Source organism: Thalassotalea ponticola, assembly GCF_041379045.1.
In the GTDB taxonomy this organism is placed as follows: Bacteria; Pseudomonadota; Gammaproteobacteria; order Enterobacterales; family Alteromonadaceae; genus Thalassotalea_A; species Thalassotalea_A ponticola.
In genome coordinates, this window is sequence record NZ_CP166871.1 from 698,430 (window position 1) to 712,406 (window position 13,977).

Below are 13,977 nucleotides of genomic sequence, written 5' to 3' on the forward strand. Positions count from 1 at the left end.
ACAAGGCCATCTTTGCTCATCTTATCATCACCTGCTGTTGCACATGGTTGTTGCAATACTTAGCTTGTTTTAACTTAGTTAACTGGGAAATTGATATCCACCAATCAAGCTTTAAATATACGGTTAGTGTTAAACAGCTTCGTCAGCGAAAATTGTTAAAATAGGCGATGATTGTTTCATAAATGTGACGCTTTCGTTGTGAATTTGAATAAAACGCTTATTTATCGAATTTTTGCAAAAAAAACAGTTGACCCCATCACAAAAATCCCTAAAATGCGCATCCACTTCAACGGCACAGACCAATGAGGTGTTTTGTTAAGTTAAGTCAGAGAATATCGGGCTTAGCGGTCACCGAAAGATTTGAAAATGTTTTTCAAAAAACTTTCAAAAAGCGGTTGACATCAAAACTCAGATGCGTAAAATGCGCATCTCGCTTCGGGCAAGACCTGCAGCGAAACGAAGAAGATTAGCGAGTGCGTCTAATCTCGCATCGAAACAAAACGTTCATCCATGAACCGTTTCGATGTCGGTACATCCTTGTACTGATCTTTAACAAATAGTTATCATGCAATTTGTGTGAGCATTCATAAGATGTGTAGTTTTACCACTATTCAAAATCTTAATGAGGTTCATGCAAACGACATATGTCAAATGCAACAGAATTCATTGAGTAGATTAAATTTTTAATTGAAGAGTTTGATCATGGCTCAGATTGAACGCTGGCGGCAGGCTTAACACATGCAAGTCGAGCGGAAACGATTCTAGTTTACTAGAAGGCGTCGAGCGGCGGACGGGTGAGTAATGCTTGGGAATATGCCTTAAGGTGGGGGACAACAGTTGGAAACGACTGCTAATACCGCATAATGTCTACGGACCAAAGGAGGGGCTCTTCGGACCTTTCGCCTTTAGATTAGCCCAAGTGAGATTAGCTAGATGGTGGGGTAATGGCCTACCATGGCGACGATCTCTAGCTGGTTTGAGAGGATGATCAGCCACACTGGGACTGAGACACGGCCCAGACTCCTACGGGAGGCAGCAGTGGGGAATATTGCACAATGGGGGAAACCCTGATGCAGCCATGCCGCGTGTGTGAAGAAGGCCTTCGGGTTGTAAAGCACTTTCAGCGAGGAGGAAAGGTTAGTAGTTAATACCTGCTAGCTGTGACGTTACTCGCAGAAGAAGCACCGGCTAACTCCGTGCCAGCAGCCGCGGTAATACGGAGGGTGCGAGCGTTAATCGGAATTACTGGGCGTAAAGCGTGTGTAGGCGGATTGTTAAGCGAGATGTGAAAGCCCAGGGCTCAACCTTGGAACTGCATTTCGAACTGGCTGTCTAGAGTATTGTAGAGGGTGGTGGAATTTCCAGTGTAGCGGTGAAATGCGTAGAGATTGGAAGGAACATCAGTGGCGAAGGCGGCCACCTGGACAAATACTGACGCTGAGACACGAAAGCGTGGGGAGCAAACAGGATTAGATACCCTGGTAGTCCACGCCGTAAACGATGTCAACTAGCTGTCTGTGAATTTGATTCGTGGGTAGCGTAGCTAACGCGCTAAGTTGACCGCCTGGGGAGTACGGCCGCAAGGTTAAAACTCAAATGAATTGACGGGGGCCCGCACAAGCGGTGGAGCATGTGGTTTAATTCGATGCAACGCGAAGAACCTTACCATCCCTTGACATCCAGAGAACTTACTAGAGATAGTTTGGTGCCTTCGGGAACTCTGAGACAGGTGCTGCATGGCTGTCGTCAGCTCGTGTTGTGAAATGTTGGGTTAAGTCCCGCAACGAGCGCAACCCCTATCCTTATTTGCCAGCGCTTTGGGCGGGAACTCTAAGGAGACTGCCGGTGATAAACCGGAGGAAGGTGGGGACGACGTCAAGTCATCATGGCCCTTACGGGATGGGCTACACACGTGCTACAATGGCGGATACAAAGGGCAGCGAGACCGCGAGGTGGAGCGAATCCCATAAAGTCCGTCGTAGTCCGGATTGGAGTCTGCAACTCGACTCCATGAAGTCGGAATCGCTAGTAATCGTGGATCAGAATGCCGCGGTGAATACGTTCCCGGGCCTTGTACACACCGCCCGTCACACCATGGGAGTGGGTTGCAAAAGAAGTAGCTAGTTTAACCTTCGGGAGGACGGTTACCACTTTGTGATTCATGACTGGGGTGAAGTCGTAACAAGGTAACCCTAGGGGAACCTGGGGTTGGATCACCTCCTTACCTTAAGTAAAACACTGTCTTTTGAGTGTTCACACAAATTGCATCGATAACCAATAAAGTGATGCGTCGATGCATCCCGTTATGTTTTAAAACGGGATCTGCTGATGGTATCTGAGAGTTCAAAACTAAATAACAGTATTTAGTTTTGAGTTTTCAACTCACTGCTCTTTAACAATTTGGAAAGCTGATATTAAACCCGGTGTTTATATTGGCAACAACGTGTCGCACGGTGTTGCATAAGATATAAATACCAACGAAGAAGAAATTCTTCATGATTTTTAAAAAATCAATACTCAAGGGTCGAATTAAGTACATCCGTGTACAATTCGACATCCAAACATCCTTGTTTGGAACATTCTTAATGAATGCGTGAAAATGTCAGACATATATTTGAACCCAGTTTTGTCACTGGGTTATCCAAATACGCGATTTCGCGTAGGGATTTGAGGTTTAGACAACGCCGTCGAGTTTATTGTGCCGGGAGTTACCTTTTGGTAATGACCAAACAATTAACGAAGACAAGGCAGTATGAACACCAAAGACCAAGCGAAACTTTTTGGGGTTGTATGGTTAAGTGACTAAGCGTATGTGGTGGATGCCTTGGCAGTTAGAGGCGATGAAGGACGTGTTAATCTGCGATAAGCTGTGTTGAGCCGATAAAAGGCGTTATAGGCACAGATTTCCGAATGGGGAAACCCACCTGTCATAAGGCAGGTATCGTTAAGTGAATACATAGCTTAACGAGGCGAACCGGGAGAACTGAAACATCTAAGTACCCCGAGGAAAAGAAATCAACCGAGATTTCCTTAGTAGCGGCGAGCGAACGGGAATTAGCCCTTAAGCGGTTTGTGAATTAGTGGAATAAGCTGGAAAGCTTGACGATACAGGGTGATAGTCCCGTACACGAAAATGACCTTACCGTGAAATCGAGTAGGACGGAACACGTGAAATTCTGTCTGAATATGGGGGGACCATCCTCCAAGGCTAAATACTCCTAACTGACCGATAGTGAACCAGTACCGTGAGGGAAAGGCGAAAAGAACCCCTGTGAGGGGAGTGAAATAGAACCTGAAACCGCATACGTACAAGCAGTGGAAGCCTTCGGGTGACTGCGTACCTTTTGTATAATGGGTCAGCGACTTATGTTCTGTAGCAAGGTTAACCGATTAGGGGAGCCGTAGCGAAAGCGAGTGTTAACTGCGCGTTTAGTTGCAGGGCATAGACCCGAAACCCGGCGATCTACCCATGGGCAGGTTGAAGGTTGAGTAACATCAACTGGAGGACCGAACACACGTATGTTGAAAAATGCGGTGATGACTTGTGGGTCGGAGTGAAAGGCTAATCAAGCCGGGAGATAGCTGGTTCTCCCCGAAATCTATTTAGGTAGAGCCTCGGACGAACACCACTGGGGGTAGAGCACTGTTAAGGCTAGGGGGTCATCCCGACTTACCAACCCTTTGCAAACTCCGAATACCAGTGAGTGATATCCGGGAGACACACGGCGGGTGCTAACGTCCGTCGTGGAAAGGGAAACAACCCAGACCGCCAGCTAAGGTCCCAAAGTCTATGTTAAGTGGGAAACGATGTGGAAAGGCCCAGACAGCTAGGAGGTTGGCTTAGAAGCAGCCATCCTTTAAAGAAAGCGTAATAGCTCACTAGTCGAGTCGGTCTGCGCGGAAGATGTAACGGGGCTAAACATAGCACCGAAGCTGCGGATTTAATCTTAGGATTAAGTGGTAGGGGAGCGTTCTGTAAGCCGTTGAAGGTGTGTTGTAAAGCATGCTGGAGGTATCAGAAGTGCGAATGCTGACATGAGTAACGATAATGGGGGTGAAAAACCCCCACGCCGAAAGACCAAGGTTTCCTGTCCCATGTTAATCAGGGCAGGGTAAGTCGGCCCCTAAGGCGAGACCGAAAGGTGTAGTCGATGGGAAACAGATTAATATTTCTGTACTTCTTATAATTGCGAAGGAGGGACGGAGCAGGCTAGGCAAGCATGGCGTTGGTTGTCCATGTGAAAGTATGTAGGCTGGAGATTTAGGTAAATCCGGATTTCCTCAAGGCTGAGATACGAGACGAGACTCTACGGAGTTGAAGTTGTTGATGCCATACTTCCAGGAAAAGCTTCTAAGCATCAGATTATAAGGAACCGTACCCCAAACCGACACAGGTGGTTAGGTAGAGAATACTAAGGCGCTTGAGAGAACTCGGGTGAAGGAACTAGGCAAAATAGTACCGTAACTTCGGGAGAAGGTACGCTGGCTCTGGTGATGGGACTTGCTCCCTAAGCTGAGGCCAGTCGAAGTAACCAGGTGGCTGGAACTGTTTATTAAAAACACAGCACTGTGCTAAATCGTAAGATGACGTATACGGTGTGACGCCTGCCCGGTGCCGGAAGGTTAATTGATTGGGTTAGCGCAAGCGAAGCTCATGATCGAAGCCCCGGTAAACGGCGGCCGTAACTATAACGGTCCTAAGGTAGCGAAATTCCTTGTCGGGTAAGTTCCGACCTGCACGAATGGCGTAATCATGGCCACACTGTCTCCACCCGAGACTCAGTGAAATTGAATTTGCGGTTAAGATGCCGTATACCCGCGGCTAGACGGAAAGACCCCGTGAACCTTTACTATAGCTTGACAGTGAACATTGCTCCTACATGTGTAGGATAGGTGGGAGGCTTTGAAGCAGGTACGCCAGTATCTGTGGAGCCATCCTTGAAATACCACCCTTGTATGCGTGATGTTCTAACCTGGTCCCATAATCTGGGATGGGGACACTGTCTGGTGGGTAGTTTGACTGGGGCGGTCTCCTCCCAAAGTGTAACGGAGGAGCACGAAGGTTGGCTAAGTACGGTCGGACATCGTACGGTTAGTGCAATGGCATAAGCCAGCTTAACTGCGAGACAGACACGTCGAGCAGGTACGAAAGTAGGTCATAGTGATCCGGTGGTTCTGTATGGAAGGGCCATCGCTCAACGGATAAAAGGTACTCCGGGGATAACAGGCTGATACCGCCCAAGAGTTCATATCGACGGCGGTGTTTGGCACCTCGATGTCGGCTCATCACATCCTGGGGCTGAAGTCGGTCCCAAGGGTATGGCTGTTCGCCATTTAAAGTGGTACGCGAGCTGGGTTTAGAACGTCGTGAGACAGTTCGGTCCCTATCTGCCGTGGGCGTTTGAGAATTGAAGAGGGCTGCTCCTAGTACGAGAGGACCGGAGTGGACGAACCTCTGGTGTTCCGGTTGTCACGCCAGTGGCATTGCCGGGTAGCTATGTTCGGAACTGATAACCGCTGAAAGCATCTAAGCGGGAAGCAGGCTTTGAGATGAGTTCTCACTGGGACTTTGAGTCCCCTAAAGGGTCGTCGGAGACTACGACGTTGATAGGTCAGGTGTGTAAGCGTTGTGAGACGTTGAGCTAACTGATACTAATTGCCCGTGAGGCTTAACCATACAACACCCAAGAGGTTTTGTAGAGTAAGTCTTGTTGACACCAAAATTACCGGCCTTATAAAAACACGAGTACAAAATGTACACTTAGTTTTTATAGCGTTGTTAATTCTGCTCTCAACATCGACTGAACATGTTTGACAAAGTCGCGCATTATTAAGAATTGAGTAAATATCGCTTTCCAGATTATTAAATACGTGGAGACGTCGCTCCAAGCCATCCATGGCATCGCGACATAAATACATCCATGTATAAAAGTTTTTGTCTGGCGACAATAGCACTTTGGAACCACCTGAACCCATGCCGAACTCAGAAGTGAAACGAAGTAGCGCCGATGGTAGTGTGGGAGTTCCCATGTGAGAGTAGGTCATCGCCAGGCTTCCAATTAAAAGAAAGGCTGCACATTGTGCAGCCTTTTTTGCTTTCTATTGCTGGCTCGATCTACTACGTAGTTCCACGATGTTTTTCCTTCCCTGAAACATCGTCATACCGTCCATTCTTGGACATAACCGCCAGGCTTCCAATTAAAAGAAACCCGTCCTTGTGACGGGTTTTTTACGTTTTACATCCGTGTAAATACTCCTTAATGAAATTAGATAATTAGCACCGTCATCCTCGCGTAGGCGAGGATCTCCTGCCGTAAAAGTGTGCGTTTAACGAAGCCTCTGCGCGCTCAAGGAGGTCCCGGACATCGCTCTGCGATTCCAGGATGACGTTGAGTCGTTTCTAGAAAAGTATCGCCGTCACCGCTCCTGCGCATCCATGCACTCGCGGCATTAGTACATCCGTGTACCTCACCGCTCTAGCAGATCCGTAAACCTATCAACGACGTTAACTACTGGCATTGGCGCGTTCAATGGTATTGGCAATGACAATTTGCGGTGCTTTTATATTGGCTTGTTGAAATGCGTCATTAACGCGTAAGGTAATATCGGTTTCGAGCGCCTTTTCATATTTGGTGTCGAGTACGTAGACTTTTAAGGTCAACTTATAAGCAATGAAATTATTGGTTATCACTTGGCTAACAAGCACGGTAATAGGCTTATTCAGATAAGCGAACTTGCTTAGCGCCGCACATTCTCGAATTGTTTCCTGTGCTTTAGCGAGGTCTTGATCGATAGCAACGTGAAACTGAATTGATATCTGCATGTCAAGCTCACCGTAGTTACCTGATGAGGTCAGTTCATTGAGAAATATGTTATTGGGTATGGTGACGACATTGTCGTCTAGTGTGGTCATTTTCACGGATCGCAGACCTATCGCAGTTATATCGCCATATTCGCCACCGAAGAGCACTCGATCGCCGACTTGAAACGGGCGATCGAACATAATAATAATTCCGGCTACAACAGAGGCAGCTAAATCTTTCATTGCAAAGCCGACAGCGACGGCTAACGTACCACCTAATATAGCCAGTAGCTCTTTACTAAACTCAAAGCTCAGCATGACTGCTGTGGTTATGGCGACGAAATAAATGAGAAATTGAAAAAACACGAGTGCCTTTTGGAGCAGTAGTCGTTTCTCTGCAAAAACTTCACTTAGATCGTTAACAATCGATTTAACAACCTTTAATACCAACCACACTAAAACAAACAGAACTAATGATAACAACAACCCCGCTGGTTTAATGACCTCTGCGAGTGTGGTGATCATCTGTAATTCTTTTGCCGTGTCTTGCTCGGCATAACTGGGCATGGCGAACAACGCTATGAAAACCAGCAGTGCTTGACCAAAGAAAGTTAATAGCTGATATTTTCGACGAATCATGGCGAGCTCCTAACGAGGTAATAGATTTTGACGGGCAAGGTATTTTGATACAGTGCGAAACCACAGCCAACTTATTTGATAACGCCCTTCGACCCGCTCGAGTATCCCTTGTGCAAGAGTGGCCGTTAGAGCACTATTAACGACCAAACCATGTAGTCGTAGATTGTTAACAATGTCATTGGTTTTACAACGACCGAATTGACAAATACTGCGTAGAACCAATAAAGCGTTAATATCGAGCCCCTCGAGTACTTTACTTTCAGGGTATATGGGTAAGCGAGCGATGTATTTGTCGTTGTCGTTGCATATCGATTTTGCCAGTGTACGACACGCGATGGCGGGGTTGCCCTCTGCATAACCCCAAATGATGCGGTATATGCCAAACTTATTGCGCTTATCTATGGCTTCATCTTCAATATCAACTAATTGTCTCGGGATCACTAACGAGTTGTAATCAACGTCAATGTTGAGTTGTTGGCAGCGCAGATCGAGTAATTCAGTGATTTGCTCTTCGCTCCATGCGCGCAGGGCAATGGTTTTGGAATAGAATCCGGTGGCGATACCGAGTGCATTTAGTAATGCCCAACTGCTACTGTCAAAGGTCAGTACCCATAAGCAAAGACCTTTGAGTTCATTGATCCAACCGTACAAACGCCGTATATCTCGTTGGCCACTTATTTCTGGTGTGAGCAGCCGGTGACAATTATCCAATAAAATTAAATCGATTTGCTGTTCTTGCAAAGCGGTTATGATGTCCGCCGTTTTGATTTGCTCTCCAGTTAAACCCAGTTGGTTTTGTACCTGTAAAATTATGTCGTTAAAGTCTTCGCTGCAGTTGATCTGCAGTGAGTTAGGATATTGCTTGGCGAGGGCTTTTAAAAAGTAACTCTTACCGATACCGCGTTCACCTGTAATCGCTATATGAGAGCGCTCATGCTGCGCTAACATTGCCAACACATTATCCAGCGGTGCTTTAATCACGGATTCGACAAAGCCTTGTTCACTGTCGATAAAGGTCTCGTATTGTTGTTCCGTTAAAGGGGATAGCAAGTGACTTTGCTCTTGTAATTGAGCGTTATCGGCAACAAGTTTCTTGTGATAAATTTCTGCGGTAATTCTACGTCCAGATTCAACCTTTGACACGAGTGCTAAAAAGCCGCGTGAGATGGCGTAATAGACAACCAGTATTAAGGCAATGTTAGCCGATATAAATCCGCGAAGACCTGTGCGTTGACTAATCAGGCTAAGGACTGATTCGCTAGCATCGCTTTCTTGATCCATATAGGTAAAGCAATCGTCACGCCACTGCTTGATGAAAAATATGTATACCGGAATCAGTAAAAGTAAGAAGGCTATTTTTAACCAGCTAATAATGGTTCCATGAGGAATAAACAACGCCGTCAGAGCAATGCTGAGTTTGTAGCATCCAAACCACCAAACGGCGAGATTTAACGATAGTGATTGACCGTCGCTCATATTGCGCAGTAAATTTTGCTTGCCTCGTTCAATCAGTGTTTTCAGTAATCGAAATACAAAAACAATGATAAACAGCCAAAAAATTAGCGTAGCAAAAAAGTCGTTAACAACGGGTAACTGCAGAATATCTAAGTTCGACAAAATAAAGCTGAATAGTAAAAACCACTCCAAAGGGGCTCTGATTTGGTCGAAGTACCATATTGCCCGGGCGACTTTTATACGTTTGCTGGTTCTTGGGCGTACCTCTAAAATTTTCTTACGCCACAGCGGGAGACCTGTTTTTGCAAAAGCACGCCAGCGATAAAACAGGTAAATAGCTAACACGATGAGCAGCAAATTTATCGACAGGTCTATGGGCGCCGCTATAAACCGCTGCGGTAATTCTAGTACTCGTTGTACGCTACTTTTTACAATTACTACCAGTTGTGTCGTTAAGTATCGAGCTTCTAATTTCGCTTCTTTAATCGCGATCGGTTTGGTCGATGTCAGTAGTTGTTGATAACTTCGATCCACTAACGTAAATAACGATGAGCGCAATTGATAAAAACCGGCAAGTTCGACAGCAGACTGCAACACATCACTGGTATTGGGGGGATCGTTGCCTAACAGGGTTAAGTCAACTCCAGGAGCCGAGGCTTTGTCGTATAATTGCTGTGTTTTACTGATAATTATCGGCCGAATACGTTTATATAGCGCTTTGTACTCAGCCGTTTGAGGTGAAACCATCGACTCAGCCTGTTTAATACGTTCGAGCTGAGCTTGAAAATAGGGTAAATCGTTGTCCGTTGTTACTGTGTGGGGTGTGTTTGACTGAGCTGAGGCTGTTTGGGCCTGAGTTGGTTGTTGTTTTGCTAACTCATCCTTGAGTACAGCCTTTGCCTCAGTTGCTAAGGTAGATACGTCACCTCTGACATCGTCTAATTTTACTCCGCCATCAGCTAATACGTTGTCGGTATTGGCTTGTTGTGCAATACACGGGGAGTCGGTAGTGACGGCGTTAACCACAACACAAGCTGGCAACGCAGTATCAGCACTCTCATCGGTACTATTTGCGCTTCTCAATGATGACGCATTAACCTGTCCACCCAAACAACTGAGCAATAGGATTGAGCGACAAATTTGACTAAAAAACCTACCTGTATTGATGTCTATAGGCCTATTGTTATTGGTATTTGTCCAGTTCACTGGCGGTTAAATGGCAATGCAAAAAGGGTATCTTTGATTATGGTTGAGAATATTTTTTTTGCATAAAAATCAACGCTATCTACTGCTTGTTTAGGGCGATTTAGCAGTGGCGAAAAGCGGCTGTTTGGACTCGTTGGCAAGCTATAAAAGCGTTAATGAGCGAGGAGGGAAGGCAACAGTCAAGAAAACCGAAAGACGCAAATGAATGTAATATTATTTACGCCTTATCGGTTGTATCAGATTAACCGTTAGCGGGTGTTAGTCGTTGTTGGTTTGTGTATTGTAGTAGCTCAAGCATTTCTCTACTTCGTTTTTCGCACCGAGTATTACTTCAACGCGTTGATGAATACTGGTCGGTTGAATGTCCATGATGCGTCCACTACTGGTAACACTTAATCCACCGGCTTGTTCAACCAGAAAGCTCATTGGATTAGCTTCGTACATTAAGCGTAACTTATTCGGTTTGTTTGGATTTTTGGTATCCGCAGGATACGTAAAGATACCGCCACGCACCAATACGCGATGAACGTCACCAACCATGGCTGCAATCCAACGCATGTTAAAGTTGCGACCACGAGGACCCGAACTACCCGCCACTAAATCGTTAATGTAGTTTTGCATTGGCTGATGCCAAAACCGTTGATTTGACATGTTAATGGCAAACTCTGATGTCTCGGGCTCTATTTGAACATTGCGTTCGGTGAGCATAAAACTGCCATGAGTGCGATCAAGGGTGTAAAAGTGGGTACCGTTTCCCGTCGTCATTGCGAGCATGGTTGACGGTCCATACAGGACATAGCCTGCGCAGACTTGCGCACTGCCGGGTTGCATAAATATATCGGGATCGTTTGGATCGGCATCATCACTCACTTCCATGATTGAAAAAATAGTACCGATGAGCGAGTTGATATCGATATTCGAGCTACCGTCCAATGGATCAAAAGAGACGATGTACTTTCCTTTGGGGTTTCCTGGTACCGAACTGTCTTCTTCTTCCGAAGATATTGCTCGAACAAAGCCCGACTCTAGGGTAATGTCTTTAAATAGTTGGTTGGCGACGACATCAAGGCGTTTTTGAATTTCACCTTGAATGTTTTCATCGAGCGTAGAACCTAAAACACCACCAAGTTGTCCTTGGCCGACACGAAATGATATTTCTTTACACGCCGCAAGAATGGTTTTTATCAGTGAAATCAAGTCTAAGGGGACGCCATCTTGGCGCAGTGCAGGGGCGAGTCGTTGCATAGTTAACCTAATTAATATTCTTTTGTGTTGTAATGTTGGGTGAAAGTTATCAGCTTGGATAACAATGCCTAGATTGTACTAAAGCTGATGCAATATAGCTAAATAAAACTGTGATTTTGTGGTTAATTTAATACCCGCTATCGCCAATGAATATCTGTTTACGGTATATTGTTGCCATAAAAATTATAAACAGGGAAATCTTATGGCTTGTACAAACAATTTGCGCGTTGGTATTTTGTTGCTTACGCTGTTGTTACCGTTTCAGCTTTTTGCATCATTTGCCGATAACAAGTCGTTTGTTGATGGCTTTATGCCATTGTACATCGATCAAACCGATGGCAAAGTCTACGTACAAATTAATGACTTTAACAGTCCGTTTTTATTTCAAAGTAGTTTGCCACACGGCGTAGGCTCGAATGATATTGGCTTAGATCGAGGCCAGTTGGGAACAACTCGTTTGGTTCAGTTTGAGCGAGTCGGAAATAAAGTGTTTTTAAGACAACTAAATACCGACTATCGAGCCGACAGTGCTAACCCATTGGAACGTCAAGCGGTCGAAGAGGCATTTGCATCATCAATTATTTGGGGGTTTAGTTTAGTCGATACCGGTGAAACCGGCAGCGAGACGCGCTATGTAATCGATTACACTGATTTTTTACTCTCTGATATCCACAACCTCGGCGCAACACTGCGAGCAACAGAACAAGGAAACTTTAAAATTGATACCAGTCGTAGTGGCTTGTATCAACCGCGAACCAAAGCTTTTGTTGACAATACCGAGCTTGAAGCGACCATCACGTTTGTTGGTACGGGCACAGGTAAACACCTTAAATCAGTAACGCCCGATGCCAACGCGATCAGTGTCCACATGCATCACTCGCTTATTCGCTTGCCTGATGATCAATATCAAGTACGCGAATTTCACCCGTTTTCAGGCATGTGGTCGTTGGCTTACGCTGACTATGCCAGCGCCATTGATGAGCCATTGGTAAAGCGCATTATTCCGCGCCATCGCTTGGCAAAAAAGGATCCCGAGGCGAAAGTAAGCGAAGCGGTAGAGCCGATTGTCTATTACCTCGATCCTGGAGTTCCAGAGCCCATTCGTTCGGCACTTATTGATGGCGCGCTGTGGTGGAATCAGGCCTTTGAGCAAATAGGTTATAAAAATGCGTTTCAAGTGAAGATGCTACCTGCCGATGCGGATCCTATGGACGTGCGTTACAACGTCATTCAATGGGTTCACCGCGCCACTCGAGGATGGTCTTACGGTGCCTCTGTAGTGGACCCGAGAACCGGTGAAATTATTAAAGGGCATGTCACACTGGGCTCTCTTCGCGTTCGTCAAGATTATTTAATTGCATTGGGCTTAACATCGCCTTTCAGTGAATCAGGTGCCGACACAAGCGCCCAACAGCAAATGGCGCTAGCGCGTATTCGCCAATTATCAGCCCATGAAGTGGGGCACACGTTAGGCATTGCCCATAACTTCTCTGCCAGTGTGAACAATCGCGCATCGGTTATGGATTACCCGCACCCGCTGGTTAAAATTGATCGCTTGGGTAATATTGACCTGAGCGACGCATACGATGACCAAATAGGTATTTGGGATAAGCATGTTATTCACTATGCGTATGGCGACAACAATGATCGCGCTAGTTTACTGAGTATTGTTGCACAAGCTAAAGCGCGGGGACTTAAATACACCTCAGATCCTGACGCAAGGCCGCAAAGTGGCGCCGACGCGCACGGACATTTGTGGGACAATGGCGAAGATCCTGTCGTCGAATTACAGCGAGTTACTCAAATTCGCGACAACGCACTGGCCAAATTGGGTGTTAACAGCATTGCTATGGGGACTCCATACTCTGAGTTAGAAAACGTGTTAGTACCTATTTATAATTTTCACCGTTATCAAGTGGAAGCGACAGTCAAGTTGATCGCCGGTCTTGAGTACAGCTATGCAATAAAGGGAGAAGATCAGGTTCCGTTTCAGCGCATTGCAGGCGCAAAACAGAGCCGGGCTATTGACGCACTTTTGGCTACTCTCAGTGCTTCATTTTTAACTATGCCAGAGCACATTGTCGACTTAATACCACCTAAAGCCTATGGTTACTCGCGCGATAGAGAGAGCTTTGTCAGCAATACTGGGATCGCGTTTGATCCGGTGTCGGCGGCTGAAGCCAGCGCTAAACACACGCTTGCGTTATTGTTAAACCGAGTAAGACTGAGTCGTTTATATCAACAAAACTTAATGGACTCCTCGGTGCCTTCGTTAGGCGAGCTTTTTCAACGGCTATTTGAGGCTACTATTGAACAGTCGGTGGGCTCAGGTTTATCTATTGCCGTGCAACAACGGGTTAATCAGCAAGTTATCGATACGCTGATTGCTCTGTATCACGACAATCGCTTGGTAACCGAAGTAAGAAGTGCCACGTATCTGGCCTTACTCGATGTACAAAGCTGGTTAAAACAACAACTTAAAACAACGCAACGCAGTCATCCTTTGTATGGGCAATATGCGTTAATGCGAAAGCAAATCAACTTCAGCTTACAGTTGGGTAATGCGGTGATCACGCATCAAAGCGCGGATTTACCACCAGGCTCACCAATAGGTATGACAGGGAAATAAC

The 13,977-nt window shown here is 45.9% G+C and carries 4 protein-coding genes and 3 rRNA genes; 4 read left to right on the forward strand and 3 right to left on the reverse strand.

Annotated features, from left to right (window positions below):
* Positions 1 to 684: 684 nt before the first annotated feature.
* The 3 genes from ACAY30_RS03055 to rrf all read left to right on the forward strand — a co-directional run bounded on the left by ACAY30_RS03055 (position 685) and on the right by rrf (position 6,053).
* Positions 685 to 2,224 (forward strand): 16S ribosomal RNA (locus ACAY30_RS03055).
* Positions 2,225 to 2,792: 568 nt separating this feature from the next.
* A 23S ribosomal RNA gene (locus ACAY30_RS03060) occupies positions 2,793 to 5,677 on the forward strand.
* A 261-nt stretch (positions 5,678 to 5,938) separates the two neighbouring features.
* Positions 5,939 to 6,053: ribosomal RNA gene (gene rrf / locus ACAY30_RS03065) — 5S ribosomal RNA — on the forward strand.
* The 16S, 23S and 5S rRNA genes sit together here, the layout of an rRNA operon.
* 452 nt (positions 6,054 to 6,505) lie before the next feature.
* Here the strand turns inward: rrf and ACAY30_RS03070 are convergent.
* The 3 genes from ACAY30_RS03070 to ACAY30_RS03080 form a co-directional block, all read right to left on the reverse strand.
* Positions 6,506 to 7,441, reverse strand: coding sequence for a mechanosensitive ion channel family protein (locus ACAY30_RS03070; protein WP_290250907.1), 936 nt, complete (start codon positions 7,439 to 7,441; stop codon positions 6,506 to 6,508).
* A 9-nt stretch (positions 7,442 to 7,450) separates the two neighbouring features.
* Positions 7,451 to 9,979 carry an ATP-binding protein gene (locus ACAY30_RS03075; protein WP_290250906.1) on the reverse strand — a complete coding sequence of 843 codons (2,529 nt, stop codon included), beginning with the start codon at positions 9,977 to 9,979 and terminating at the stop codon, positions 7,451 to 7,453.
* A gap of 381 nt (positions 9,980 to 10,360) precedes the next feature.
* Positions 10,361 to 11,347 (reverse strand): class 1 fructose-bisphosphatase, encoded by a 987-nt coding sequence (locus ACAY30_RS03080; protein ID WP_290250905.1) that lies wholly within the window; start codon positions 11,345 to 11,347, stop codon positions 10,361 to 10,363.
* Between the two features lie 202 nt (positions 11,348 to 11,549).
* On the opposite strand from ACAY30_RS03080, the gene ACAY30_RS03085 reads away from it, so the two are divergent.
* On the forward strand, positions 11,550 to 13,976 hold the full coding sequence (locus ACAY30_RS03085; protein WP_290250904.1) for a zinc-dependent metalloprotease: 2,427 nt from the start codon (positions 11,550 to 11,552) through the stop codon (positions 13,974 to 13,976).
* The last annotated feature ends 1 nt before the right edge of the window (position 13,977 follow it).